Source organism: Roseomonas populi, from assembly GCF_024594815.1.
GTDB lineage: Bacteria > Pseudomonadota > Alphaproteobacteria > Acetobacterales > Acetobacteraceae > Roseomonas > Roseomonas populi.
Genome location: NZ_JANJOU010000008.1, coordinates 30398 through 54804, shown reverse-complemented (window position 1 = coordinate 54804; position 24407 = coordinate 30398). Strand labels below are relative to the sequence as shown.

The window sequence follows — 24407 nt, the reverse complement described above, 5'->3', positions numbered from 1 at the left end:
GGCATCGGGTCCGCTCCCCCGCACCGCGTCAGTTGCGCTTCGGCGGTGTGGCCGGCCAGCCGCGGATCAGGGTGTCGTAGTCAACCGTCTCCCCGCGTGGCTTCTCATCCGCCAGCTTCCGTTGCGGCGCGATGTTGCCGTCCTTATGCGCCTGCTCGTACCAGTGCTCCGCGCTGGTGCGCGGGTTGAGGCGCGGCCCGCAATCGCCCTGGACGTTCGCGCGCTGCAGCCGCTCCATCACCCCGTCCTGTGCCGCGGCCAGGGCATCCATGGCCTGCTGCGGCGTTCTCGCGCCGGAGGAGGCGTCGCCGATGTTCTGCCACCAGAGCTGGGCGAGGCGCGGGTAGTCCGGGATGTTCACGCCGGTCGGCGTCCACTGCACCCGGGCCGGGGAACGGTAGAACTCGACCAGCCCGCCCAGCTTCGGCGCCCGCTCCGTGAAGGACTCGTGCCAGATGTCGCTCTCCCGGATGAATGTCAGGCCGACATGGCTCTTCTTCAGGCTGGTGGACTTGGCGACGCAGAACTGGGCGTAAAGCCAGGCAGCGCGGCGGCGATCGGCGGGGGTGGACTTCAGCAGCGTCCAGGACCCGGCATCCTGGTAGCCGAGCTTCATGCCCTCCCGCCAATAGGACCCGTGGGGGGAGGGCGCCATGCGCCACTTCGGCAGCCCCTCGGCGGTCACCACTGGCAGTCCGGGCTTCACCATGTCGGCCGTGAAGGCGGTGTACCAGAAGATCTGCTGCGCGATGTTGCCCTGGGCCGGGACCGGGCCGCTCTCCGAGAAGGTCATGCCGGCCGCCTCCGGCGGGGCGTACTTCTTCATCCACTCCACGTACTTCGTCACGGCATAGACCGCGGCCGGCCCGTTGGTGTCGCCGCCCCGCTCGATGGAGGAGCCCGTCGGGCGGCAGCCCTCCATCCGGATGCCCCACTCATCCACCGGCTTTCCGTTCGGGATGCCACGGTCGCCATTTCCCGCCATGGAGAGCCAGGCATCGGTGAAGCGCCAGCCGAGCGACGGGTCCTTCTTGCCGTAGTCCATGTGGCCATAGACCTTGACGCCGTCGATCTCCTTCACCGTGTTCGTGAAGAACTCGGCGATGTCCTCATAGGCCGACCAGTTCACGGGCACGCCGAGGTCGTAGTTGAACTGGCGCCGGAAGGCCTCCCGGATCTGCGGGCGGGTGAACCAGTCGTAGCGGAACCAGTAGAGGTTGGCGAATTGCTGATCGGGGAGCTGGTAGAGCTTGCCGTCCGGCCCTGTCCCGAAGCTGCTGCCGATGAAGTCCGGCAGGTCCAGCGTCGGCAGCGTCTGCTCCTTGCCCTCGCCGGCCATCCAGTCCGTCAGCGGTACGGCCTGCTGGTAGCGGAAATGAGTGCCGATCAGGTCGCTGTCGTTCACCCAGGCATCGTAGACGTTGCGGCCGGACTGCATCTGGGTCTGGATCTTCTCGACCACGTCGCCTTCCTGCAGCAGGTCGTGCCGCAGGCGCATGCCCGTGATCTCCGAGAAGGCACGGGCCAGGGTCCGCGCCTCGTACTCATGCGTGGTGATCGTCTCCGACACCACGTTGATCTCCTGGCCGCGGAAGGGCTGCGCGGCGCGGGCGAACCAATCCAGCTCCTGCATCTGCTGGTCGCGGGACAGGGTGGAGGGCTGGAACTCGCTCTCGGCCCATCGGCGGGCCGCATCCGTGGCCTGCGCCAGGCTGTGGCGCGGCGCCAGGATCGCCGGGGCGGCGAGTACGGCACCGCCCCCGATCAGCAGCCTTCTCCGGCTCGTGCTCATGTCGTTCATTGGCGTTTCCTCCCGTATGCCATACGCGCCCGGCGCGGAGGCGCCGGCAGTCAGGCCCAGCGGAACAGGGCTGCGCCGAAGAGAAGCGAAAGGATGCTCGCGCCCCAGAGCGGGGCATCACCGGCCAAGGCCAGCCAGCCGAGATGGATGAATGCGGCACCGAGCAGCGTGAGGAAGAGCCGGTCCCCCCGCGTGGTCGGCAGGCCGAGGATCCCGATCCGCTCCGTTTCCGGCCGGAGGGCCGCCAGGAGCGTCATGACCACCAGGGTGGCGAGGAGCAGCGCGAAGAAGAGCGCCGTCTGCCAAGTCCACGCCATCCAGGACAGGCCCATCACATCCGCCCCCCTCACACGCGGCCGAGCGCGAAACCGCGCGCGATGTGATTGCGGACGAACCAGATGACGATGGCGCCGGGAATGATGGTGAGCACGCCGGCCGCGGCCAGGAGTCCCCAATCCATGCCGGCGGCGGAGACGGTCCGCGTCATGGTGGCGACGATCGGCTTCGCGTCCACCGTGGTCAGCGTGCGGGCCAACAGAAGCTCCACCCAGGAGAACATGAAGCAGAAGAAGGCGGCGACGCCGACGCCACCCGCGACCATCGGCAGGAAAATCCGGACGAAGAAGGCCGGGAAGGACCAGCCGTCGATGGCCGCCGTCTCGTCGATCTCGCGCGGCACGCCGGACATGAAGCCTTCCAGGATCCAGACGGCGAGGGGGATGTTGAAGACGCAGTGCGCCAGCGCGACGGCCCAGGGTGTGTCGAACAGGCCCACCGCGCTGTAGAGCTGGAACACCGGCAGCGCGAAGACGGCGGCCGGCGCCATGCGGTTGGAAAGCAGCCAGAAGAACAGGTGCTTGTCGCCGAGGAAGCGGTAGCGGCTGAACGCGTAGGCCGCCGGCAGGGCGACCAGGAGCGAGATGGCCGTGTTCAGCAGCACGTACTTCAGGCTGTTGATGTAGCCGCTGTACCAGGAGGCATCGGTGAAGATGCGCCTGTAGTTCTCCAGCGTCGGCCTTTCCGGCCAGAGCGTCATGCCGGATGCGATCTCGGCATTCGTCTTCAGGCTCATGTTGACCAGCCAGTAGATCGGCACGAGCAGGAACACGATATAAAGGGCGAGCAGCAGGCGTGGCCCGATCGCCCGCAACATCTCCGGCCGCGCCGAGCGGCGGGTGCCCGGCAGGACCGCGGGGACTGGTGCCGCGTCCTTGCGCCCGACAGGTGCGGCCACGCGGGGCTGGGCACCGCTCATCGGCCCGCCTCGCCCTGCCCACGGGTGGTCGTGGCGAAGAAGACCCAGCACACCGTCAGGATGATCAGGTTGTAGACGATGGACACCGCCGCCGCCTTACCCAGATCGAATTGCCCAAGCGCGATCTTCACGAGGTCGATCGAGAGGAAGGTCGTCGCGTTGCCCGGCCCGCCGCCGGTGACGACGAAGGGCTCCGTGTAGATCATGAAGCTGTCCATGAAGCGCAGCAGCACGGCGATGGTCAGCACGCGCTGCATCTTGGGCAGCTGGATGGCCCGGAACACGGCCCAGGCCCCGGCGCCGTCCACCTTCGCCGCCTGATAGTAGGCGTCCGGGATGGCGCGCAGCCCGGCGTAGCAGAGCAGGACGACCAGGGAGGTCCAGTGCCAGACATCCATGGCGACCACGGTGATCCAGGCGTGCAGCGGGACCTGGGCGTAGTTGAAGTCGATCCCCAGGCCGTTCACCGCCGCGCCCAGCAGGCCGATGTCGCGCCGCGCGAAGACCTGCCAGATGGTGCCGACGACATTCCAGGGGATGAGCAGCGGCAGCGCCAGCACGACGAGGGCGGCGGCCACGCCCCAGCCCCGCCGCGGCAGGACCAGCGCAACGGCGATGCCGAGCGGGATCTCGATGAGCAGGCACAGCGCGCTGAACAGCAGCGTCCGCCACAGCGCATCGAGGAAGCGACCGCCCAGATCGGTGGAAGGGTCCAGCAGTTCCTTGAACCAGCCGGTGCCGTTCCAGAAGAACTGGTTGTTCCCGAAGGTGTCCTGCACGGAGTAGTTCACCACCGTCATCACGGGGATCAGGGCCGAGAAGGCCACCAGTGCCACCACCGGCAGGACCAGCAGCCAGGCCCGGTTGTCGCGCGGCTTGGCCATGGCTAGGCCTCCCCCCGGGCCAGGCGCCCGTCGGCGTATATGTGCAGGCGGGCGGGATCGAGGGCGAGGCGCGGCTCCGCCGGCACCGGCATTCCTTCGGGCAGGGTCGCGGCGAAAGGGCGCCCGTCCAGCAACAGCCGCGCGATGCGGCGGCGGCCGAGATCATCGACGCGCTGAACCGTAACCGGCAGCCCGTCGCGCGCCAGGGTCGCGAAGTCCGGGCGGATGCCGAGCTCAACCTTCCCGGGAAGCGCCGGGTAGGCGTGCGGCAGCGCGATGCGCCCACCGCCTGCCAGCACGGCCTCCCGGCCCTCTACGGTGCAGGGAAGCAGGTTCATCCCGGGGCTGCCGATGAAGTGCCCGACGAAGGTATGCGCCGGGCGCTCGAACAGCGCCTCCGGCGTGCCGACCTGCACCACCTCCCCCGCCGACATCACGGCCACGCGGTCGGCGAAGGTCAGCGCCTCCGTCTGGTCGTGGGTCACGTAGATCATGGTGACGGGCACCTGGCGGTGCAGTTCCTTCAGGCGGGACCGCAACTCCCACTTCAGGTGCGGGTCGATGACGGTCAGCGGCTCGTCGAACAGGATGGCGGCCACGTCGTCGCGCACCAGGCCGCGCCCGAGCGAGATCTTCTGCTTCTCGTCGGCGCCCAGGTTCCTGGCGCGGCGGTCGAGGTCCCGGGTCAGCCCCAGGAGCCCCGCGACGTGCTCCGCCCGTGCCCTGGCGGCCGCCGCGGGGACGCCCCGGTTCCGCAGCGGAAAGGCCAGGTTCTCCCGCACCGTCATGGTGTCGTACACGACCGGGAACTGGAACACCTGCGCGACGTTGCGCCGCTCCGTCGGCAGTGCCGTCACGTCGGTGCCGTCGAACAGCACCCGCCCTTCGCTGGGCCGCAGCAGGCCGGAAATGATGTTCAGCAGCGTTGTCTTGCCGCAGCCCGAGGGGCCCAGCAGGGCATAGGCGCCGCCATCCTCCCAGACCATGTCCATGGGCTTCAGCGCGTAGCCGCCACCAGGATAGGCATGGGCCAGGTGGTCGAAGCCGATGCGGGCCATCACGCGGGCTCCGCCAGCGCGGCGGCGGCCAGCTGCCCGTCCGCGCCGAAGGCGAGGCACCGCCGGGGGTCGAGCCAGACCGTGGCAGCCTCGCCCGGCTCCGGCCGCCGGATGCCCGGCGCCAGCACGACCCAGGGCAGGCCGCCGACATCCAAGTGGATGTAGCTCTCCGATCCCGTGACCTCGGCGACGCGCACGACCGCCGGGATCGGCACCGCCCCCGGCAGCGGATCCAACGACAGCTCGTGCGCGCGGATGCCGATGGTGCACGGCCCGTCCGGCAGGAGGGCCGCGGGCGCCGGCAGCACGATCCCGCCCGCCAGGACGAGCCGCCCATCCCCCTGCCTCGCCGGCGCCTCGTTCAGCGGCGGGTCGGAGAAGACGCGCGCGGTGGCGAGGTCCGCAGGGCGCCGGAACACCTCACCCGCCGGACCCACCTGCGTGACGCGGCCTTCCGAGAGGGTCGCGACGCGGCCACCGAGCAGCAGGGCCTCCGCCGGCTCCGTCGTTGCATACACGAAGACGCTGCCGCTCTCGGCGAAGAGCCTCGGCAGTTCCTCCCGCAATTCCTCGCGGAGCTTGTAATCCAGATTCGCCAGCGGCTCGTCCATCAGCACCAGGGCCGCGCGCTTCACCAGCGCCCGGGCGATCGCGGTGCGTTGCTGCTGGCCGCCCGAGAGCTCCAGGGGGCGGCGGGATAGGTAGGGGGTCATCCGCAGCAGCCCCGCGGCGCCCTGCACCCGCGCCTCAATTTCCGCGCGCGGCAGGCGGGCGACGCGCAGAGGGGATGCGATGTTCTCGAACACCGTCATGGACGGGTAGTTGATGAATTGCTGGTACACCATGGCGACGCTGCGCCCGCGCACGGGGCGGCCGGTCACGTCGCGCCCTTCGGCGAAGATGCGGCCGGAACTCGGCCGGTCCAGCCCGGCGAGAAGCCGCAGCAGGGTCGTCTTGCCCGCACCGGTCGGGCCCAGCAGGACATGGGGCCGGGCGGCGGACAGCTCCATCGTCACGGGGTGCAGCAGCGGTTGCCCGCCGGCGGTCAGGCCGATGCCCTCGAGCGAGACGCTCACCCCGGAGCCTTCCCGGCCGTCGCGGCCCTGGGCGGCAAAGGCCCGCGCCGGCCCCGGGCCAGCCCTGGGCCGCCGGTGCCGCCGGCGACGAAACGGTCCCGGATCTTATGGCGATCCTTCCCCGGCACGCTGGAAATCCTTGAGGCGTTTCCTGGACGTCCAGGCACTCTGACGACATCGAAACCATGTCACAAATGAAAAATGCCGCCCCTGCCTAACGGCTTCGCACCTCCGCCAGATGATCGAAGCGGTGCACGAAGCTCCCCAGGCCCTGGGTCTGCGAGCGCAGCTCGATGATGAAGTCGCCGAGTTCGGCGGCGGGCACCAGGGCCTGAACCTCGTCCCAGCCATCCCAGCCATCCTTCGCGGAGAAGCCGAGGATCTGCCCCCGCCGCCCCGTCAGCAGGCGCTGGACAGTGGAGGTGAAGCCGGCGGGGGTCGAGACGGCCACGTCCTGCACCGGTTCCAGCAGGAAGGGGCCGGCCGTCGCCAACCCTTCCTGCATCGCCATGCGCGTGGCGGTCGCGAAGGCCATGTCGCTGCTGTCCACGGCGTGGAAGCCGCCATCCAGCAGGATGACCGCGATATCCACCACGGGCTGGCCCAGCGGTCCCTTCCGGGTGGCCTCCTCCGCCGCCTGGGCGATGGCGGGGATGAAGCGCTTCGGGACGGATCCGCCCACCACCTTCTCGTCGAAGTGGAAGCCGGAACCGCGAGGGCGCGGCGCGATCTGCAGCTTCACGTCGGCGAACTGGCCGTGCCCGCCGGTCTGCCGTTTCAGGCGCGCGTGCTGGGTCACGGCGTGGCGGATCGTCTCCCGGAAGGCGACGGGGGGCGGGGCCGTGCGCAGCTTCACGCCCGTCAACGCGGCCAGGCGGTCCAGGGCGGCGCGAAGGTGGATCTCCCCCTGGCCGCCCAGGACCGTCGTGCCGCTCTCGGCATCCTGGGTCACCGTCAGGGCCGGGTCCTCCTCCGCCAGCCGCTGCAGGCCGGTGGACAGGCGCACGTCGTCGTTCCGCGCCTCCGGCGCGATACCCAGGGCCAGGCTGGGCGGCGGCGGCTCCGGGAAGGGAAGGGGGGCAGGCCCGCCGAGGACGGCCCCGGTGCGGGCGCCCTCCAGCCGCCCGAGGGCGACGAGGTCCCCCGCCACGGCCTGGCGCACCTTCTCCATCTCGCCGCCGGGGAAGCGGTAGATGCCGCCGACGCGCTGTCCATCCAGCGCCATGCCATCCTCCAGCACCCCCCGCCAGGCCCGCACGAAGGACAGCCGGCCGGCATGGCCGGCCTGGAGGGTCCGGAAGACCTGTGCGAGCGGCGCGCCCGTCCCCTCCACGCCGCGCCGTGCCGCCGTCTCGGCCGCCGAGGGGACATCGTGGCGAAGGGTCTTCCAGAGGCGCTGGATGCCGCTACTGCGCTCGGCCGAGGTGAGGAGAACGCTCATCACGGCACCGCTCCCCTCGCCGTGGTGGAGCGGCCGGTAGATCTCGGCGGGCTCCGGCGACAGGTCGTCCAGGATCTTCTCCAGAAGCGCGTCGTCATGGTCGGCGAGGGTCTCGAGAAGCTCGCTGCGGGCCTCTCCCTTGCGGGCCTGCACCGCGTCCGGCAGGTCCACGCGCTCGGACGGCTCGCCGCGGCGGTAGCGGTAAGCGCGCTCGCTCACCAGGTCCACGTAACCGGTGACAGCTTCCCCGTCCCGGATCGGGATCTGCCGCAGGACCAGCTTGCGCCGCGTTTGCCCTTGCAGGGCCGCGAGGCTTTCCCGGATCGTCCCGGCCAGCGTGTCGATTTTGTTTATGACGACGATGGCGGGCGTCCCTGTCTCCTCGAGGCGGCGGAACAGCGGCGCGAGGCTCGCGCCGCGCGCCGGCGCCGCATCGCAGACCACCACGGCCAGATCGGCGGCCGCGAGCGCCGCCTCCGCCTGGTAGGTGAACTCGACGGAGCCCGGGCAATCCAGGATCGACCATTCCGACCCTGCCACCCGGCAATGCGCCAGCCGCAGCTCCGTACCCGGCCCGCGCTGCGCGGCCCGGCGCGCGGGCGGGGTGCCGGACGCGGTCAGGAGAGCCTCGAACAGGGCAGACTTGCCGCTTCCCTGCGGGCCCACCAGCGCGATGGCGCGGTGCGGAACGTGGCCGGACGGGTCATCGGGTTGGGGTGCCATCGAACGTCCTCCCGAACGGCCCCTTGTTCATGTTTTCCTGGCCGATCCCCCGGATCATCAATCAGGAAGACGCGGAAGCGGTTGTCATAGTGCCGTGACCGACCTCATCGGACCCTGCCCCGGCAGCTCTCCCCAGGTCATCCTTCCAGAATTCATGGCGGCGTTTCTATTCCCGAGCCTTCCCTCGCTTTTCGACGCTGAACGTCCGATCAGATGGCGACCTCACACCGCTTCCGCGGTCCGGGCCTGGATCGGCGCCGCCTTGCGGGTGACCTCGGCGTAGCCTCGCCCGTAGTGCCGCTCCAGCCGGACCTGGACGAGATTCCACAGCGTGGTGAGCACAAGGTAGTAGACGGCCGCCACGCAGTAGAGCTCCAGCACCTCGAACTTCTCCTGCATCAGCACCTGGCTACGGCGCATGACCTCCTCCAGCGAGATGACGGAGGCGAGGGAGGTGGCCTTGAGCAGCCCGTTCAGCGAGTTGCCCAGCGGCGGGATGATGAGGCGGGCGACCTGCGGCATGAGGACGAGGCGCAGCGTCATCCAGCGGGAGAGGCCGAGTGCCTTGGCGGCCTCAGTCTGGCCCTTGGCCACGCCGTTGAAGCCGCCGCGGATCGTCTCGGAGAGATAGGCGGCCTCGTTCAGGCTCAGGGCGAGCAGCGCGGAGGGCAACACGCCGAGCCGGATGCCGAGCTGCGGCAGGCCGGTGTAGATGAGGACGAGCTGCACCAGCAGCGGCGTGCCGCGGAAGACCCACACGTAGAAGCCAGCCACGCCCGAGAGAGCGATGCTCTTCGACATGCGCATCAGCGCCAGCGCGGTGCCGAGGATCAGGCCAATGATCATGGTGGCGATCGTCAACCCGATCGTCACCCCGACGCCTTCCAACAGGTAGGCATTGGTCAGGTAGGACAGGAAGGCCCCTACGTCGAACATCGGCCCGATCCTTCTCGGTTGGTCGCAGTGGCTCAGTTCGGCCCGTTGCCGCGAATGGCGAAGGTGGCGTTCGCCAGGCTCGTCATGCCGAACTTGTCGAAGAGGCGGTCATAGGTGCCGTCGGCCTTCAGCTCGTTCAGCGCGGCGGCGAAAGCCTCGGCCAACGCCTTGTCGCGGAAGGCGAAGGTGATGTCGGTGCCGAAGAGGCTGCGGACGTGGATCTTCGCGATGCCGCGGCTCACCATCTCGTTCGCCGTCTCGTCGATGTTGATCGCGGCCTCCAGCTGGCCGGCGCGCAGGGCGGCAACGGTCTCGCTGGCGGTGGAGAAGGTGCGGAAGTTCACGGGGCGCAGGCCGCGCGCCACCATCTCCGCATTCGCCTCGCGGGCCTTGCGCTCGTTGTAGGTGCCGGTCTCCACGCCTACCGTGCGGCCGGAGAGGTCGTCGAACTTCGTCAAGCTCAGCGTGCTGTTCGGCAGGGTGTAGATGCTGATGGCCTGCTGCGCGTAGGGCACCAGGTAGAACATGTTGGACCGCTCCTCGGTCCAGAACATGCCGGTGTTGATCGTGTCGAACCGGCCGGCGCGCAGGCCGGGGATCATCGGCGGGAAATCCATCCGCATCAGCACGGGCTCGATGCAGATCTTCGCGGCGGCGGCGCGTGCCAGTTCCACGTTAAGGCCCTGCAGCTCGCCCTTGCTGTCCACGAACTGCTGTGGCGGCAGGGTGGGGTTGATGGACATGGTCCACTTGCCCGCTTCCACGAAGCTGCCAGCCGGCACGCGGGGCGTGCAGGTCTGCGCCGTGGCGGCAGAGCCGAGGAAGGCGGCGCCGGCAAGGCCGAGGAGGAGACGTCGCATAGGCATCATACGGTTCCCGTTGCTGGGGTTGTACGACCGGCAGGCGAGAGGCGGGCGGTCACCTCAAGACAAACAAGAAAGCGTCGCAATAAGCGTGCCTGGAGCGCAGCCTAGGCAGCGTCCCGGGTGAGGATCAGAGAGGTGTGCTCGGCGTCGATCACCACCTCGCCGCGCGCGTTCACCAGTTCCAGGAACTCGGTGACCACGCCGCGACCGGGGTTGCGGGTAGGACGCTTCGCGGTGAAGCGCATGCGGAGGTGCAGCTCGTCCCCGGCAAGGACCGGGGCTCGAAAGCGCACCTTGTCCCAGCCCAGCGAGGCGATGGAAGTGCTTTCGTAAAGCCGCAACTCGGTCTTCAGCCCCTCCATCAGCGAGAGGCCGAACAGCCCGTGCGCAATCACGGTGGGAAAGCCGCGGCTCCGGCAATACGCCTCGTCCGTGTGCAGCGGGTGGTGATCCCGCGTCAGCTCGGCGAAGGCGGCGATCTGCGCGGCGGTCACGGTATGCGGGCCGGTGCGCCACTCCTCGCCGAGGGTGATGTCCTCGAGGAAAAGGCTTGTGGAGGCGGGGGCGGAAGCGCTCATGCGGCGTGCCTCGGGCGTGCTGCCTTCATCAGGAACTCGTCCCGCAGCGCCATGGGGCCAGGGCGGAACAGGCGGGCGTCCATCGGCTTCACGGCGGGGCTGACCAGGGGCTGGAAGCCCATCTGATCCAGCACGTCCTCCTGCATCCGGGCGCCGGGGGCGACTTCCGTCAGCACAACGCCCTCCTTCTCCAACTGGAAGACCGCGCGCTCGGTCACGAAGGTGACCTCCTGGCCCTTTTCCCGCGCCAAGTGGCCACTGAAGCTGATCTGCTCCACGGCGGGCACGAATTTCTTCATCTGCCCTTCCTGGCGGATGGCGATGCCGCCATCGGAGAGGCCGATTTTCAGGCCGCCGCCCGTCATCGTGCCGCTGAACACCAGGCGGCGCGTGTTCTGGGTGATGTCGATGAAGCCACCCGATCCGGCGAAGCGGTTGCCGAACTTCGTGACGTTCACGTTGCCCTGCGGGTCCACCTCCGCGAAGGAGAGGAAAGCCGCGGAGAGGCCGCCGCCGTCGTAGAAGTCGAACTGGTAGCCCTGGTCGATGATGGCGCGCGGATTCACCGCCGTGCCGAATTCGCGGGCATGGCCGGGCACGCCGCCGATCACGCCGGCTTCCACGGTAAGGGTGATCAGGTCCTCGATCCCCTCCTCCGCCGCCACGTTCGGAATCATGGCGGAAACGCCGACGCCGAGGTTCACCACATCGCCCGGGCGCAGTTCCAGCGCGGCGCGGCGGGCCATGACGCGGCGCTCGCTCATCGGGTCGGGCAGGATGGAGGAGGTGGGGACGCGCGTCTCGCCGCTTCGGCTGGGATCGTAGACCGTGCCGAAGGTCTGCATCTGCTCCGGCTCGACCACGATGTAGTCGATGAGGAAGCCGGGGATCTTCACCATATGCGGGTTGAGGCTGCCGCGGCGGGCGAGGCGCTTCACCTGGCAGATCACCGTGCCGCCGGCATTGTGCACGGCCTGCGCGATGGAGAGGTCCTCCCGCGTCGTCGCCTCGTGCTCCATCGTCACGTAGCCGTCCTCGTCCGCCGTGGTGCCGCGGATGAGGGCGATGCGCGGGGCGCCGGGGACGCGGTAGAAGAGCCAGTCACGGTCCAGCAGCCGGACATGGTCCACCAGCTGCTCGGTCGTGCGCGCGTTCATGCGCCCGCCGCTCTCGGCCGTGCCCTGGCGCGGGTCCATGTAAGTCTCGAGCCCGACATGGGTGAGGATGCCGGGCTGGCCGGAGGCCATTGCGCGGCACAGCCCGGTCATCACGCCCTGGGGGAAGTTGTAGGCCTCGATGTGGTTGCCATCGATCAGGGCCATGAAGGGCACCTGCAGCCCGTAATGGCCGCCAATCACGCGGCGCACGAGGCCCTGGTGACCGAAATGGCACATCCCGTGCTCGTGGATGGCGCCGATGCCCGTGACGTGGAACAGCGTCAGGTCATGCGGGCCCTGCCCGGCCAGGAAGCGGCGCTCCACCGCCTCGATCAGCGCCTCCGGCGTGCCGGTGCCGCCATTGCCGCCGACGATGACGAAGTCGCCATCCTTCACCAGAGCGGCGGCCTCGTCGGCCGAGATGTGGCGCGGGGCGGTGGCACCCATCAGGCCGTCTCCTTTTCGACCTGCCGGGCGATGATCATGCGCTGAATCTGGTTCGTGCCCTCGTAGATCTGGGCCAGCCGCACGTCACGGAACAGGCGCTCCACCCGATACTCCCGGGAATAGCCGTTGCCGCCATGGATCTGCAGCGCGTTGGAGACGTGCTTCACCGCCATATCCGTCGTGAAGAGCTTGGCCTGGGCGGCCTCCTTCGCGATCGGCATCTCCGCGTCGTAGAGGCGGGCGGCGTGGTGGATCAGCATGCGGGCCGCCGCGATGTCCGTGGACATGTCGGCGATCATGAACTGGATGGCCTGGTGGTTGATGATAGCCGTGCCGAACTGCTTCCGGGTCTTCGCGTAGGCCACCGCGTCCTCGAACGCCGCCTGGGCCATGCCGAGAGCCATGGAGGACATCATCAGCCGGCTGAAGTTGAAGTTGCCCATGGCCATCTTGAAGGCGCCGTTCTCGGGCCCGACCACGGCATCGGCGGGCGCAAGCACGCCGTCCAGCGTGATCATGCAGTCCTCCAGCCCGTGCATCCCCAGCAGCTCCTCGTTCTTGCCGCGGTGGATGCCGGGGGCGTGCCCGTCCAGCATGAAGCAGGAGATGGCCTTGTGGCCGCCCTGGTCGCCGCTGCGGGCGAAGACCATCAGCGCGTCCACGACATTGCCGAAGGTGACCCAGGCCTTGGTGCCGTTCAGCACCCAGCCATCCGCGTCGCGCTTCGCGGTGGTGCGGAGGCCCGCCACGTCGGAACCGTGGTCGGGCTCCGTCACGGCGGTGGCGGGAATGATGTCGCCGGCGAGGATGCCGGGGATCATCGCCTTGTGCCGATCGTTCCCGTGGTGGTCGAGGAAGAGCGCGGCCTCCACGGGGATGGCGAAGGCGTTGCCGACCGCGCCGGAGCAGCGCGCGATCTCTTCCATCACGATGCAGGCGCCGATCGCGCCCATGCCGGCCCCGCCCGCCTCCTCGCGCAGGGCCACGCCGAAGAGGCCCAGATCGGCCATGCCCTTGTAGAGGGTGCGGTCGAAGCGGTCCTCGCGGTCAATCGCGGCGGCGCGGGGCAGCACCTCGCGCTCGGCGAAGCGGCGGGCCGTCTCGCGAAGGGCGGCCTGGTCCTCGGTGAAGAAGCGGTGCATCGGCGATCTCAGGCGGGTTCGGCGTCGGAGGAGAGGAGGCCGGCATGGGCCACCTCGTCCTTCGCGCGGTCGAAGAAATAAACGGCGAGGGCCTTGGCAGTGGTGCCGTAGATCTCGGCGAGCGGTCCCGTGATGGCAGCGGCCTTGCGGCGCTCCGGGATGTCGCGGCGATAGGCGTGCACCTTGACAAAGATGCGCTGCTCCTCCGGCAGCGCACCCATCACCCCCGCATGGGCGTAGGCGCCCGAGGCAACGTCCAGGAAGTAGATCGTCACCGTCTCCGGGCCGACGGAGAAGGCGTCGCAGATGCCGTCGGTGACTGCGGTGGCCACCTTCTGGCGGCGCTCGGCCGGGAGAGGCGGGGCGAGGATTTCGATATAGGGCATCAGTGGGCCACCGGACGAACGGATTGGCGTTGGATCAGTCGCGCGCCGATACGGTACTCGCCGGCGGCGGATGGGGCTGCATTCGGGCGAAGGCGCTGCAGCAGGCGATCGGCGGCCAGTTCGGCCATGGCGTTGGCGCCGCTGTCCACCACGCTGATGGCGGGACGCTGCCAGGCGAAGCCCGGTACGTCCTCGTAGCAGAGGAGGGAGATGTCGTCGGGCAATGCAATGTTGCGTTCTGCCAGCCCGCGCAGCACGCCGAGCGCGGATTCGTGGTTGGCGGCGAACAGCGCGGTCGGCCGGTCGTCCCGGTCCAGCAGTTGCCGGCAACCGGCAAGCCCGGTCTCCGGCTCGTAGCGCCCGGCATGGACGAGGGTGGGATCGAAGGCGATCCCCGCTTCCTCCAGCGCGCGGCGATAGCCGGAAAGGCGCTCGCGGCCCGAGGTCGTCTCCTGCCGGCCGACGATCAGGCCGATCCGGCGATGTCCGAGCTCCAGCAGGTGCCGCGTGCCGGCATAGGCGCCCTCCGGATCCGCGGCCAGCACGGTTTCCAACTCCACCGTCTCGTCGCGGCGCACGACGCAGGTCACGGGCGTGCCGCTCGCGTCCAGCGAGGCGAGGAGGGCGCCGTTATGGCCGGTGGGGCAGATGATCAGGCCATCGACGCGCTGGTCGGCCAGCGTCTCGATCGTTTCCGCCTCCTGCTCGGGATCATCGGCGGTGATGCAGAGCAGCGCCTGATACCCCTCGGCGCGGAGGCGACGCTGCACCACCTCCGCCAGCACGCGGAAGGAGGCGTTGGTGAGGTTGTGCACTACCAGCCCGACGAGCCGCGTGGAGCGCGTCTTCAGCCCGCGGGCGAGGGTGTTAGGGCGGTAGCCCAGCTCCGCCGCAATGCGCTGCAGCCGCGCCTCCGTGCTCTTGCTCGTCAGCCCGCCGCCGGCCAGGGCGCGCGAAGCCGTGCTGACCGACACCTTGGCGGCCCGCGCGACGTCTCGAAGCGTCACCGTCGTCTGCATGCACCGACCATGCTCCGCAAACGTTTGCGGAAGCAAGCCCCAATTTTGGGCACCGAAACCCAAAACTTCCTTTGACTTGGCGGCTTCTGATCCGTTTTAGTGCATCCGCAAACGTTTGCGGCACTTGCGAAGGGATTTCCCTTGGACCTGACCGGCATCGGCGGCATCTGGCCCGCCTCCCTCACCCCCTTCGACCGGGACGGCGCCATCGACGAGGCGGCGCTGCGGGCCCATCTGCGGCACCTGGCCGCCACGCCGGGCGTGCGCGCGTTGGTGGTGAACGGCCATGCCGGCGAGACAAGTTCGCTGGATCGCGCGGAACGGAAGCGCGTGGTGCAGGTCGCGCGCGAGGTGGCGGGCGAGGCGACGGGCGTGGTGGCCGGCATCGTGGCGGAGGACCCGCGTGCCGCCTGCGACCTGGCGCGCGACGCGAAGGAGGCCGGGGCGGACGCGATCCTGCTCTTCCCGCCCCTGCTCTTCGCTGGCGGCGCGGAGGCGCGGCCGGAGATGGTGCTGCGCTTCTTCCAGGCCGTTGCCGAAGCCGCGGCGCTGCCGATCGTGCTGTTCCAGCTCTCCCGCCCCTCCGGCCTCGGCTACACGCCGGATCTGCTGGCGCGGCTGCTGCGCGAGGTGCCCTCCATCATCGCGGTGAAGGAGGGCAGCGACCTCGTCGCCTCCTACGAGGACAACCTGGAGGTGCTGAAGGCCTGCGGCCGCAAGGTCAGCATGCTGACGAGCAACAACTCCTGGCTCCTCGCCTCCCTTTCCCTGGGCGGAGACGGCATCCTCTCCGGCATCGGCAGCGTGGCGTCCAGCATCCTGGCCGAGATGCACGAGGCGGCCGCGCGCGGCGATTTCGCTGCCGCCCGGCGCGCGAATGATCGCCTGCGCCCGCTGGTGCGCGTGTTCTATCGCCGCCCGGCGCTGGACATGCACAACCGCATGAAGACCGCCCTGAACCTGATGGGGCTGATGCCCAACCCGGCGCCCCGCGCGCCGCTGTTGCCGATCGAGGCCGGGGAGCGGGAGGAGATCCGCCGCGCCCTGATCGCCGCCGGCCTGCTCCCCGCCGCCGAGATGGCGGCCTGAGGACCGAGAACAATGAAAACCTTTCGCGGCACCTACACCGTCATGATCACGCCCTTCGACGAGAAGGGAGAGCTGGACCTGCCGGCCCTGCGCCGCTTCGTGGAATGGCAGATCGAGCAGGGCATCCACGGCCTGATCCCGCTGGGCTCCACCGGCGAGTTCCTCTCCCTCTCGGATGACGAGCACATCGCGGTGGCGGAGACGGTGATCCGCCAGGCTGCCGGCCGCGTGCCCGTCCTCATCGGCACGGGCGCGGAGGACACGCGCCAGTCCGTCCGCCTCAGCCGCCGCGCGGAAGCCCTGGGCGCGGACGGCGTGATGATCATCCCACCCTTCTACTCCACGCCGACGGATGACGAGCTGGTCCATCACTACAAGACCATCGGCGACGCCATCGGCATCCCCATCATGGTCTACAACAACCCGGCCACCGCCAACGTGGACCTGAACCCGCAGCTCGTCGCACGCATCGCCGAGGTCCCGAACTGCCTCTACATCAAGGAGTCCACGCTCGAGGTGACGCGGGTGCGCGACATCATCCGGCTCTGCGGCGACAAGATGACGGTGTTCGGCGGCATCCTCGGCTTCGAATCCTTCGTGGAGGGCGCGCAGGGCTGGGTGGCCGTGGCCTCCAACATCGCGCCCGGCCCGCTGGCCCGCCTGTTCGAGCTGGTGGCCGACGAGGAGAAGATCCGCGAGGCGCGCGACCTCTACCTGCGCTACCTGCCGCTGATCGAGTTCGTGGGCGGCCAGTACTACGTGGCTGGCAGCAAGGCGCTGCTGCGGCACATGGGCTTCCCCGTCGGCAACCCGCGCCCGCCACGCCTGCCGCTGCCGGCCGAGCGCGACGCGATGGCGCGGGACATTGTGCGGACGCTGGACCTGGCCTTTCGCCAGGCCGCCTGAGAGAAGCGATGAGGGAAGCGGCCGGGCGGTCACGCCGCCCGGCCGGTCGGCCTCAGCCCGGGCCGGGGCCACGGATGGCGAAGGGCTGGTCAGCCGGCTGCGGCGTCAGCCCATAGCGCTCGAACAGCGCGCCGTAGGTGCCGTCCTTCCTCATGGCCTCCAGCGCGGCGGCCACGGCTTCCGCCACGGGCCGCTGGCGGAACGCCATCGCGCTCGGCGCGCCGCCCAGGCGGAACAGCACGGTGCGGATCATGTTCCGCTTCGTCATGTCTACGGCCATGTAGTCCAGCAGCGCGGCGGCATCGCCCTGGCCGGCGCGCAGCGCGGTCATCGCCTCGGTCGCCGTGGTGAAGCCGCGGATCGTAATGGGCGGCTTGCCGCGGCGCACCAGGTCGTCGCTGACCGCGCGCAGCCACCGCTCCTGGTAGGTGTTCACCTCGATCACCACGGCCTTGCCGGAGAGATCGTCCGGGCTGTTCACCTGCAGGCTGCTGTTGGGCGGCAGGCCGACGCTGATCGCCTGCAGCGCGTAAGGCACCATGTAGGCGACCTTCGACCGCTCCTCGGTCCAGAACATCGCGGTGTGGATGCCGTCGAACCGCCCGGCCTGCAGCGCCGGGATCATCGGCGGGAAGTCCATGCGGATGAACTGCAGCTCCAGGCAGAGGCGCTTCGCGATCTCCTGCCCCAGCTCGATGTTGATGCCCTGCAGCTCGCCCTTGCTGTCCACGAACTGCTGCGGCGGCAGGGTGGGGTTGATGGCCAGCTGCAGCTTGCCGGGGGTGACGAGCTGGCCCGGCTGGACCTGCGCCACGGGCGTGCAGGCCTGGGCATGCGCCGCATCGCTGGCAAAGGGCAGCAAGGGGGCGGCGAGGAGGGCGAGCGCTAGCTTCAGTCGCGTGCGGTGTCGCATCGTCGGGTCTCCGGTTCGTCGCGCCGTGGCCGGGTAGGCGCCACGCCGTGGCCTGGGGCGGATGCAAGTCTGGGCCCATGCTGCCGCGCGCCGAAGACAATGCGTTATCAGAACACAGGGCGCGACTAAGCGCTGCGTGAATAGGGTGGGCCAGGCAGGGCGTCCCTCTCCCGTGGCCCGCACGCCCTCAGGCCGGCACTTCCGGGAATGCCTCCCGCACCGCCTCCCCCGCGTGCCGCAGGAAGGACTGCACGAGGCGCGAGGGCGGCTTGTCCCGCGCGAGGGCTGCGTGGACGGTGATGGGGATGGCGGGCCGGAAGGGGCGGATGGCAATGCGCTCCGCGGCGCCGGCAGCGGCAGTCAGGGGATCCACCACCGTGGCGCCGATGCCCTGCTCCACCAGGCTGACACCGGTGTTCATGAAGCGCACCTCAATGGAGGGCGCGAAGGGCTGCTTGGCCCGGCGGAAGGCGTCCGCGACCAGGTTGTGCACGCGGCTGCCGGCCGGGGCGGCGATGAGGGTAATGTCCTGAAGGTCCTGGGGAGTGACGAAGGGCAGGGCCACCAGCGGGCTGCCCTTTGGAAGGACGCAGGCCATGTCGAACTGGCGCAAGGGGCGGGTTTCGATGCCCGGGCGGGGATCGGGCTCCATGACGAGGCCCAGGTGGGTGATCCCGGCCTCCAGCGCGTCCAGCATCTCGATCATCGGCCGCGTCTCGATGGAGATGGCCACCCCCGGGTGATGCGGGACGAAGCGGCGGAGGATGGCGGGGACGAGGGACTCCGAGAGCTCGGCCGTGGTGGTCAGGCGTACGCGGCCGATGCGGCTGGTGCGGAGGTCGCCGGCCTTCTGGCGGATGCCCTGGAACATCAGGAACAGGGGCTCGGAATCGAGGAAGAGGCTGGTGGCCTCCTCGGTGGGGATCAGGCGGTTGTTGACGCGGTGGAACAGGCGGAAGCCCAGGTGGGATTCCATGTTCTTGATGGCGTTGGAAACCGAGGGCTGGGACATCCCGATCTCCCGCGCCGCACCCACGGTCGTGCGCAGCCGCATGACGGCGCGCAGGATCTCGAGCTGGCGGAGATTCAGCATGCCGCATCCCCCGGGGTTGAGCCGGGGGATGGTAGCAGGAAACGGGCCGGATCAGGCCCCGAGAGGCGCGAGAACCTGCCGTTGGAAGTTCCGGATGTGGGGGGTGAGGTGCATGAATCCCTTCACCGCGTGGAATTCCGGCGTGTCGTAGACCCACGGGCCGGCGATCTCGTACACGGCGGCGTAGCGGGGGCCGCCATCATCCACCGTGTAGCGGTGGGCGGAGAGCCAGCCAGGGCAGCCCAGCAGGTCGGGGATGTGGTTCTCCACGTACCAGCGGTTGAACTCCTCCTCCACCGCCGGGTCCACGTCCACGCGGACGATGTGCAGCCAGGGCGCCCCGCTCACGGCGCCACCCCGGCATGGGCCAGGGCGGCGCGCAACGCTTCCATCTCCACCGCCTCCAGCACGGGCAATGGGGCGCGGCAGACGGGCACCGGCAGGCGCCCCAGGATGTGGAGGCAGGCCTTGAGGCGCGGAGTGGCCAGGCCCGGCGGGGCGGTGCCATAAATGGCCTTGGCCAGCGGTGCCAGGCGCTCATGCAGGGCGCGGGCCGCGGGGATGTCCTCCGCCTTCACCGCCCGGTCCAGCGCCACCACCAGTTCCGGCACCACGGCCGCGAGGCTGACGAGGCTGCCGACGGACCCCGCCAGGAAGCAGGCGAAGAGGTGCTCGTCGCCCGAGGCCATGACGGCCACCTCCGGCCGGGTCTCCGCCGTCACGCGGCGGGTCTCGTCATAGGCGGCCGAGTCCCAGCTTCCCTCCTTGATGCCCACCAGCTTCGGCAGGCCCAGCAGCTCCTTCAGCAGCGCGGGCGGAAAATGAAGCCCGCCGGAGCGGACATGGCCCTGGAAGAGGAAGAGGGGCAGGTCGGTCGCATCGTGGATCGCCTGGTGATGGCGCAGCACCACGCGGGGATCGACGCCCAGGCCCCAGGAATACGGCGCGAAGACCATGATGGCATCGGCGCCCTCGGCCGCCGCGTCCCCCGCCTGGGCGGCGGCGATGGCGCTGGACTCCGCCATCACGCCCGCCACGATCGGCGCCGTCCCGGCGGCCTCGCGGCAGAGGCGCACCACGCGGCGCAGTTCGTCGCGAGTCAGGAAGGCGTTCTCGCCGGCATGGCCGTTGATGAGCAGGCCGTGCATGCCCTCGCAGGCCATCACGGCGCGGACATGGGCCGTCAGCCCGGCCTCGTCGATCGCTCCATCCGCCTGCATCGGCAGGATGATGGAGGCGTAGATGCCATGGAAGCGTTCGGCATTCATGCGGCCACCTGCGGGGGCTTGGGGCGGGGGTATTTCAGCGTGGCGCGGGCCTTCAGCACCTCAAGCCCCTCCCCATTTTTGCAGCTGCCCTCCCACACGATGGTGCGGGTGTCGGCGTGGCTCTCGGCGATCCACACCTCCACCGTCAGCGTGTCGCCGTAGAAGACCGGCCCGGTGAACCAGAAGCGGTCCTCGATGGAGACACCGATGGTGCCGGCCAGCTCCGCCGTGAGGACGCTGGTGCAGAGGCCGGCCACCATGATCCCGGGCGCGAGCCGCCGCCCGAAGCGCGTACCGGCCGCGTAGCTGTCATCCACGTGCACCGGGCCGAAATCGCCGGTGGCCGCGATGTAGAGGGCACCGTCCGCCTCGGTGACGGTCTTTGTCATCACCGCGCGGTCGCCGACCGACAGGCTGTCGAAGGGCTTCAGGTCGTACATGGCGTCAGGCTGCCGCGCGGAAGGGCAGCAATTCGGCCTCGCCCTCCATCACCGCCCCGGCACCGTCCAGCGTGCCGGTGAGGCGAAGCGTCAGCGCGCCGTTCTCCGCAGCCGTCACCTCGGCGGCGGCCTCTACGCTGCCGCCCACGGGAACGGGCGCCAGGAAGCGCAGGTCCATCCGGCCGATGCGACGGGAGGGGCCGCCGATGCGGGAGAGGCAGGTGGTGGCGAGAGCCCCCAGCACCAGCTCGAAGGCGATCATCCCCGGCGCGCCCTCCGCCTTGGCACGGTTGGCGTCCACATAGAGGGCGCCAAGATTGCCGGAGATGCCGGTGAACAGCGCCTGCTCCGCCGTGGTGAGGGTCTTGCGGAAGGCAACCCGCGTGCCGATGGCGATCCCGCTCACAGGGAAAGCCCGTTCTTCATCACGCCGCGGGCGACGAGCATGCGATGGATCTCCGATGTTCCGTCATAGATGCGGGTGACGCGGGCATCGCGCGCGATGCGCTCCAGCGGCAGTTCCTTGCTGTAGCCGGCGCCGCCGAAGAGCTGGATGCCGCGATCCGCCACGCGCCCCAGCATCTCGGAGGCATAGAACTTCACCATCGAGACCTTGTCGCGCGGGTCGCGGCCCTGGTCGATCTCCCAGGCGGTGTTCAGCACCATCATGCGGGCGGCGAAGATCTCCGCCGCGCTGTCCGCGATCATGGCCTGCACCATCTGGAACTCGCCGATGGGCTGGCCGAACTGGCGGCGCTCCGTCGCATGGGTGCGCATCATCTCCAGCACGCGCTGCGCCATGCCGACGCAGCGCGCGCCGATATGGCCGAGGCGGATGCCGGAGACACTGCTCATGATGAGCTTGAAGCCGCCGCCCAGCTCCCCGAGGATGGCGTCCTTCGGGATCCGGCACTCGTTGAAAGCCAGCTCCGCATGGCCGTACCCGCGGTGCCCCATCATCGGCTGCTTGCGCGCAACGGTGAAGCCGGGCGTGCCCTTGTCCACCAGGAACAGGGTAATGCCGCCGCGGGCGCGCTTCTCGCGGTCCGTCACGGCCATGACGATGGTGTAGTCGGCGATATCGCCGTCGCTGATGTAGTGCTTCGTGCCGTCGATCACCCACTCATCGCCGTCCAGCCGCGCCGTGGTGCTGATGGAAGCGGCATCCGATCCCGCGCCGGGCTCGGTGATGGCCATGGCGACGATCTTCTCGCCGGCCACGGTGGGCAGCAGGTACTTCTCCCGCTGCTCGTCCTTGCAGGCCAGCAGCATGGGGTAGACCTGGCCGAAGACGCGGCGGATCAGGGCATCGCTGGTCTTGCCCAGCTCCTCCTCCACCAGGCACATCTCCAACACGGAGAGGCCGCCGCCGCCCACATCCTCCGGCATGTTCATCGCAAAGAGGCCGAGCTCCTGCGCCTTGGCCTTCAACGCGCGCAGCTTGTCCGCGGGCACCTCGCCCAGCGCCTCTACCTCGGCCTCCAGCGGCTTCACCTCCTGCGTCACGAAGCGGCGCACGGTCTCGGTGAGGAGGCGCGTGTCCTCGGGGATGGAAAAGTCGATCATGCGGAGGCTTCCGGCCAGTTCACGGCGCCGTCGCGCTTCATCGTCTCCATCTCCTCCGGCGAGAAGCCGAGCTCCGCGAGGATGTCGCGGCTCTGCGCGCCGAGGGGTTGGGGAACGAGGCGCACGCGCGGCACCTCCCCGTCGTAGCGGGCGGGGTGAGAAATCAGGGTGACGGGATGGCCGGTCGCGCCATCCGTGGTGATGAAGGCGCCGAGGTGCTGCAGCTGCGGGTCGGATTGCAGGTCCCCGTAGTCCTGCATCGGCGCGTGCCAGACCTTGTGCTTCTCCAGCCCCGGCAGCCACTCGGCCGTCGGGCGCTGCTTCAGGCGCTCGGTGACGAGGCGCGCGATGTCCTCGCGCCGCGCGAAGGCGTCGCCCTCGCTCATCCCCGCCAACTCCGGCACTTCCAGCGCCTGCCCGATAATTCCGGGCGGGGACATGGAGAGCGCGAGGTGCCCGTCCGCCGTGGCGTAGATGCCGTAGGGCCCGCCGCTGAACCAGGAGGCGATGCCGCCCGGCCCGCGCGGGGAGGCAGCGCGGGCGCCGTTCATCCAGGCCGTCAGCGCCTCCGTCTGCAGGTCCAGCGCGGCCTGGAAGAGGTTCACCTCCACCAGTCGGCCCTTCCCCGTTCGCTCCCGCGAGAACAGGGCCGCCAGGATCGCCATGGCGTAGATCATCGCCGCGTGCTGATCGACCACCACCGCGCCCACCGGCGTCGGCGGCCCGTCCGCGCGCCCGGTGCGGGCCGCGAGGCCCGAGAGTGCCTGGAGCAGCAGGTCCTGGCCGGGACGGTCCTTGTAGGGGCCGGAGGAGCCGTAGCCATAGGCCGCGGCGTAGATCAGGCGTGGGTTCGTCTCGCGCAGCGCCTCATACCCCAGGCCCAGCTTCTCCATCGTGCCCGGTCGGAAGTTCTCCATCACCACATCGGCTTCCCGCAGGAGCCGCGCGACGACTTCCCGCCCCGCCGGGCTCTTCAGGTCCACGGCCAGGCTGCGCTTGTTGCGCCCGGTGGAGAGGAAGTTGACGCTCTGCCCACCCACGAAATGGTTCGCCACCGCCCAGTTGCGGTGGAACGCCCCTTCCGGCGGCTCCAGCGCGATCACGTCGGCACCGAGGTCCGCCAGGATCTGCGCCCCCAGCGGCCCCGCCAGGAAGTGGTTGAAGCTGACGACCTTGATGCCGGCGAGAAGATGCATCCGACGCCCAAACCCCTGAAAAGACCCGGCTGGCGGGACGGGGCGCAGGATGGCGGCAGGCGGCGCGGTGCCCAAGGGGCCAGACAATTCGAAATCAGGGCGGGGCTATAGGCCGGACCAATGCTCCGGGGAGGCAGCACCAAGGGCCCCGGCCAGGACGGGAGCCCTTCACCCCGCGCGCACCCTCAACCGCTCGGCCAGGGCGGCCCCGCCATCCACCAGCAGGTTGATGTCGTTCGTCGCGACGACCACGCTGGCGCCAAGGTCGAAGCCCAGCGGGCCGAGCAGGGGCTCCGGTACGCCGATCACCGCGAAGCGAAGCCCGTGCGCGCGCGCGGCATCGGCCACGCGCGCGAAGGCCGCCCGCACCACGGGGTGGTCCAGCTGCCCGGGCAGGCCGAGATCGGCGGCCAGGTCGTTGGCGCCCACCATCAGCGCATCCAGCCCGGGCGTGGCGGCGATGGCCTCGGCCGTTTCCAGCCCGGCGCGACTCTCGATCATCGGGATGATCACGGTGGCCGTCTCGGCCTCCGCCATGAAGCGCGGCGCAGGGGGCATGCGGTAGCCGAACTGCGGCAGCGGCGCGGGCAGGGAACGGCGGCCGGCGGGTGCGAAGCGGCAGAGATCGACGATCCGCGCGGCCTCCTCCGGCGTGTCCACATGCGGCACCACCACGCCTTCCGCGCCGATATCCAGGGCGCGGGCCAGATCCGGATGGTGCGGGCCGCCCACGCGGATCAGGGCGGGGAAACCAGCGGTGCGTGCGGCCACGGCGAGGTTCCCCGCCTCCCCGATGGTGATGGGCGTGTGCTCCAGGTCGATCAGCAGCCAGTCGAAGCCGGCGCTGCGCGCCACCAGCACCACCTCCGGCGTGCGCAGCACGCAGGCTGCCAGCGCGAAGAGCCTCTCGCCCCTGGCCAGGCGCGCGCGGAACGGATCGGGCATCGTCATTCTCCGGATGTGCGGGGGCGATGCTACGCACGGCGCGGGCCAGCCGTCTCCGCGGGCCCGGTCCGGGCCGATAATGGCCCCCGCCGCGCAGCCAGCAGGCCAGGCCTCCTCCGATCGGCCAGCCCGCCCGCCCTGTCCCCGGCTACCCCGGGTACGCTCCTCGGCCGTGAAATCTACGCGAGGCGGGCGGCGTCAATTGGCCCTGAAGCACCGTTT

The 24407-nt window shown here is 69.8% G+C and carries 25 protein-coding genes; 2 read left to right on the top strand and 23 right to left on the bottom strand.

Annotation, left to right across the window (positions count from 1 at the left end):
- Positions 1-28 precede the first annotated feature (28 nt).
- The 14 genes from NRP21_RS11090 to NRP21_RS11025 form a co-directional block, all read right to left on the bottom strand.
- Positions 29-1801, bottom strand: coding sequence for an ABC transporter substrate-binding protein (locus NRP21_RS11090; protein ID WP_257716263.1), 1773 nt, complete (start codon positions 1799-1801; stop codon positions 29-31).
- A 50-nt stretch (positions 1802-1851) separates the two neighbouring features.
- Positions 1852-2133, bottom strand: coding sequence for a DUF2160 domain-containing protein (locus NRP21_RS11085; RefSeq protein ID WP_257716262.1), 282 nt, complete (start codon positions 2131-2133; stop codon positions 1852-1854).
- Between the two features lie 14 nt (positions 2134-2147).
- On the bottom strand, positions 2148-3056 hold the full coding sequence (locus tag NRP21_RS11080; RefSeq protein ID WP_456300234.1) for a carbohydrate ABC transporter permease: 909 nt from the start codon (positions 3054-3056) through the stop codon (positions 2148-2150).
- A complete protein-coding gene (locus NRP21_RS11075) occupies positions 3053-3940 on the bottom strand; it encodes a carbohydrate ABC transporter permease (RefSeq protein WP_257716261.1) in 888 nt (295 codons plus the stop codon). The genes NRP21_RS11080 and NRP21_RS11075 overlap by 4 nt, the downstream gene beginning before the upstream one ends.
- Before the next feature lie 2 nt (positions 3941-3942).
- Complete coding sequence (locus NRP21_RS11070; protein WP_257716260.1) at positions 3943-4998, bottom strand: ABC transporter ATP-binding protein; 1056 nt, start codon at positions 4996-4998, stop codon at positions 3943-3945.
- On the bottom strand, positions 4998-6074 hold the full coding sequence (locus NRP21_RS11065) for an ABC transporter ATP-binding protein (RefSeq protein ID WP_257716259.1): 1077 nt from the start codon (positions 6072-6074) through the stop codon (positions 4998-5000). The genes NRP21_RS11070 and NRP21_RS11065 overlap by 1 nt, the downstream gene beginning before the upstream one ends.
- A 214-nt stretch (positions 6075-6288) precedes the next feature.
- Positions 6289-8238: an elongation factor G gene (locus NRP21_RS11060; protein WP_257716258.1), complete on the bottom strand. Its 1950-nt coding sequence runs from the start codon at positions 8236-8238 to the stop codon at positions 6289-6291.
- A gap of 222 nt (positions 8239-8460) precedes the next feature.
- Entirely contained in the window at positions 8461-9174 is a 714-nt protein-coding gene (locus tag NRP21_RS11055; RefSeq protein WP_257716257.1) for an amino acid ABC transporter permease, read from the bottom strand.
- A gap of 32 nt (positions 9175-9206) precedes the next feature.
- A complete protein-coding gene (locus NRP21_RS11050; RefSeq protein WP_257716256.1) occupies positions 9207-10034 on the bottom strand; it encodes an ABC transporter substrate-binding protein in 828 nt (275 codons plus the stop codon).
- Positions 10035-10144: 110 nt separating this feature from the next.
- A complete protein-coding gene (locus NRP21_RS11045; protein ID WP_257716255.1) occupies positions 10145-10618 on the bottom strand; it encodes a MaoC family dehydratase in 474 nt (157 codons plus the stop codon).
- Positions 10615-12222, bottom strand: coding sequence for an acyl CoA:acetate/3-ketoacid CoA transferase (locus NRP21_RS11040; protein WP_257716254.1), 1608 nt, complete (start codon positions 12220-12222; stop codon positions 10615-10617). Before NRP21_RS11040 ends, NRP21_RS11045 begins: the two co-directional genes overlap by 4 nt.
- A complete protein-coding gene (locus NRP21_RS11035; RefSeq protein WP_257716253.1) occupies positions 12222-13364 on the bottom strand; it encodes an acyl-CoA dehydrogenase family protein in 1143 nt (380 codons plus the stop codon). The genes NRP21_RS11040 and NRP21_RS11035 overlap by 1 nt, the downstream gene beginning before the upstream one ends.
- A gap of 8 nt (positions 13365-13372) precedes the next feature.
- Positions 13373-13750: a tautomerase family protein gene (locus NRP21_RS11030; protein ID WP_257716252.1), complete on the bottom strand. Its 378-nt coding sequence runs from the start codon at positions 13748-13750 to the stop codon at positions 13373-13375.
- Positions 13750-14769 carry a LacI family DNA-binding transcriptional regulator gene (locus tag NRP21_RS11025; RefSeq protein WP_257716251.1) on the bottom strand — a complete coding sequence of 340 codons (1020 nt, stop codon included), beginning with the start codon at positions 14767-14769 and terminating at the stop codon, positions 13750-13752. The genes NRP21_RS11030 and NRP21_RS11025 overlap by 1 nt, the downstream gene beginning before the upstream one ends.
- A 141-nt stretch (positions 14770-14910) precedes the next feature.
- On the opposite strand from NRP21_RS11025, the gene NRP21_RS11020 reads away from it, so the two are divergent.
- Together NRP21_RS11020 and NRP21_RS11015 are read left to right on the top strand one after the other, a co-directional pair.
- Positions 14911-15858: a dihydrodipicolinate synthase family protein gene (locus NRP21_RS11020; protein ID WP_257716250.1), complete on the top strand. Its 948-nt coding sequence runs from the start codon at positions 14911-14913 to the stop codon at positions 15856-15858.
- Between the two features lie 12 nt (positions 15859-15870).
- Entirely contained in the window at positions 15871-16764 is an 894-nt protein-coding gene (locus NRP21_RS11015; RefSeq protein WP_257716249.1) for a dihydrodipicolinate synthase family protein, read from the top strand.
- Positions 16765-16816: 52 nt separating this feature from the next.
- On the opposite strand, the gene NRP21_RS11010 is transcribed toward NRP21_RS11015, so the two are convergent.
- The 9 genes from NRP21_RS11010 to NRP21_RS10960 form a co-directional block, all read right to left on the bottom strand.
- A complete protein-coding gene (locus NRP21_RS11010; RefSeq protein ID WP_257716248.1) occupies positions 16817-17677 on the bottom strand; it encodes an ABC transporter substrate-binding protein in 861 nt (286 codons plus the stop codon).
- Between the two features lie 187 nt (positions 17678-17864).
- On the bottom strand, positions 17865-18770 hold the full coding sequence (locus NRP21_RS11005; RefSeq protein ID WP_408639615.1) for a LysR family transcriptional regulator: 906 nt from the start codon (positions 18768-18770) through the stop codon (positions 17865-17867).
- Between the two features lie 51 nt (positions 18771-18821).
- Entirely contained in the window at positions 18822-19118 is a 297-nt protein-coding gene (locus NRP21_RS10990) for a DUF4286 family protein (protein ID WP_257716247.1), read from the bottom strand.
- Positions 19115-20038, bottom strand: a complete 924-nt coding sequence (locus NRP21_RS10985) for a dihydrodipicolinate synthase family protein (RefSeq protein ID WP_257716246.1) — start codon at positions 20036-20038, stop codon at positions 19115-19117. Before NRP21_RS10985 ends, NRP21_RS10990 begins: the two co-directional genes overlap by 4 nt.
- Positions 20035-20478, bottom strand: coding sequence for a MaoC family dehydratase (locus NRP21_RS10980; RefSeq protein ID WP_257716245.1), 444 nt, complete (start codon positions 20476-20478; stop codon positions 20035-20037). Before NRP21_RS10980 ends, NRP21_RS10985 begins: the two co-directional genes overlap by 4 nt.
- Positions 20479-20482: 4 nt before the next feature.
- Complete coding sequence (locus tag NRP21_RS10975) at positions 20483-20884, bottom strand: MaoC family dehydratase (protein ID WP_257716244.1); 402 nt, start codon at positions 20882-20884, stop codon at positions 20483-20485.
- Positions 20881-22044: an acyl-CoA dehydrogenase family protein gene (locus tag NRP21_RS10970; protein WP_257716243.1), complete on the bottom strand. Its 1164-nt coding sequence runs from the start codon at positions 22042-22044 to the stop codon at positions 20881-20883. Before NRP21_RS10970 ends, NRP21_RS10975 begins: the two co-directional genes overlap by 4 nt.
- On the bottom strand, positions 22041-23240 hold the full coding sequence (locus NRP21_RS10965; RefSeq protein ID WP_257716242.1) for a CaiB/BaiF CoA transferase family protein: 1200 nt from the start codon (positions 23238-23240) through the stop codon (positions 22041-22043). The genes NRP21_RS10970 and NRP21_RS10965 overlap by 4 nt, the downstream gene beginning before the upstream one ends.
- Before the next feature lie 168 nt (positions 23241-23408).
- A complete protein-coding gene (locus NRP21_RS10960; RefSeq protein ID WP_257716241.1) occupies positions 23409-24185 on the bottom strand; it encodes an HpcH/HpaI aldolase family protein in 777 nt (258 codons plus the stop codon).
- Positions 24186-24407 lie beyond the last annotated feature (222 nt).

Bases quoted from the DNA above. Each gene is read 5' to 3' on its own strand.
- NRP21_RS11075 (WP_257716261.1), bottom strand. From the start codon at position 3,940: ATGGCCAAGCCGCGCGACAACCGGGCCTGGCTGCTGGTCCTGCCGGTG.
- NRP21_RS11085 (WP_257716262.1), bottom strand. From the start codon at position 2,133: ATGGGCCTGTCCTGGATGGCGTGGACTTGGCAGACGGCGCTCTTCTTC.
- NRP21_RS11040 (WP_257716254.1), bottom strand. From the start codon at position 12,222: ATGGGTGCCACCGCCCCGCGCCACATCTCGGCCGACGAGGCCGCCGCT.
- NRP21_RS10985 (WP_257716246.1), bottom strand. From the start codon at position 20,038: ATGAATGCCGAACGCTTCCATGGCATCTACGCCTCCATCATCCTGCCG.
- NRP21_RS11060 (WP_257716258.1), bottom strand. From the start codon at position 8,238: ATGGCACCCCAACCCGATGACCCGTCCGGCCACGTTCCGCACCGCGCC.
- NRP21_RS10960 (WP_257716241.1), bottom strand. From the start codon at position 24,185: ATGCCCGATCCGTTCCGCGCGCGCCTGGCCAGGGGCGAGAGGCTCTTC.
- NRP21_RS11050 (WP_257716256.1), bottom strand. From the start codon at position 10,034: ATGCGACGTCTCCTCCTCGGCCTTGCCGGCGCCGCCTTCCTCGGCTCT.
- NRP21_RS10980 (WP_257716245.1), bottom strand. From the start codon at position 20,478: ATGTACGACCTGAAGCCCTTCGACAGCCTGTCGGTCGGCGACCGCGCG.
- NRP21_RS11080 (WP_456300234.1), bottom strand. From the start codon at position 3,056: ATGAGCGGTGCCCAGCCCCGCGTGGCCGCACCTGTCGGGCGCAAGGAC.
- NRP21_RS11055 (WP_257716257.1), bottom strand. From the start codon at position 9,174: ATGTTCGACGTAGGGGCCTTCCTGTCCTACCTGACCAATGCCTACCTG.
- NRP21_RS11035 (WP_257716253.1), bottom strand. From the start codon at position 13,364: ATGCACCGCTTCTTCACCGAGGACCAGGCCGCCCTTCGCGAGACGGCC.
- NRP21_RS11025 (WP_257716251.1), bottom strand. From the start codon at position 14,769: ATGCAGACGACGGTGACGCTTCGAGACGTCGCGCGGGCCGCCAAGGTG.
- NRP21_RS11090 (WP_257716263.1), bottom strand. From the start codon at position 1,801: ATGAACGACATGAGCACGAGCCGGAGAAGGCTGCTGATCGGGGGCGGT.
- NRP21_RS10965 (WP_257716242.1), bottom strand. From the start codon at position 23,240: ATGCATCTTCTCGCCGGCATCAAGGTCGTCAGCTTCAACCACTTCCTG.
- NRP21_RS11030 (WP_257716252.1), bottom strand. From the start codon at position 13,750: ATGCCCTATATCGAAATCCTCGCCCCGCCTCTCCCGGCCGAGCGCCGC.
- NRP21_RS11070 (WP_257716260.1), bottom strand. From the start codon at position 4,998: ATGGCCCGCATCGGCTTCGACCACCTGGCCCATGCCTATCCTGGTGGC.
- NRP21_RS10970 (WP_257716243.1), bottom strand. From the start codon at position 22,044: ATGATCGACTTTTCCATCCCCGAGGACACGCGCCTCCTCACCGAGACC.
- NRP21_RS11045 (WP_257716255.1), bottom strand. From the start codon at position 10,618: ATGAGCGCTTCCGCCCCCGCCTCCACAAGCCTTTTCCTCGAGGACATC.
- NRP21_RS11010 (WP_257716248.1), bottom strand. From the start codon at position 17,677: ATGCGACACCGCACGCGACTGAAGCTAGCGCTCGCCCTCCTCGCCGCC.
- NRP21_RS11005 (WP_408639615.1), bottom strand. From the start codon at position 18,770: ATGCTGAATCTCCGCCAGCTCGAGATCCTGCGCGCCGTCATGCGGCTG.
- NRP21_RS11015 (WP_257716249.1), top strand. From the start codon at position 15,871: ATGAAAACCTTTCGCGGCACCTACACCGTCATGATCACGCCCTTCGAC.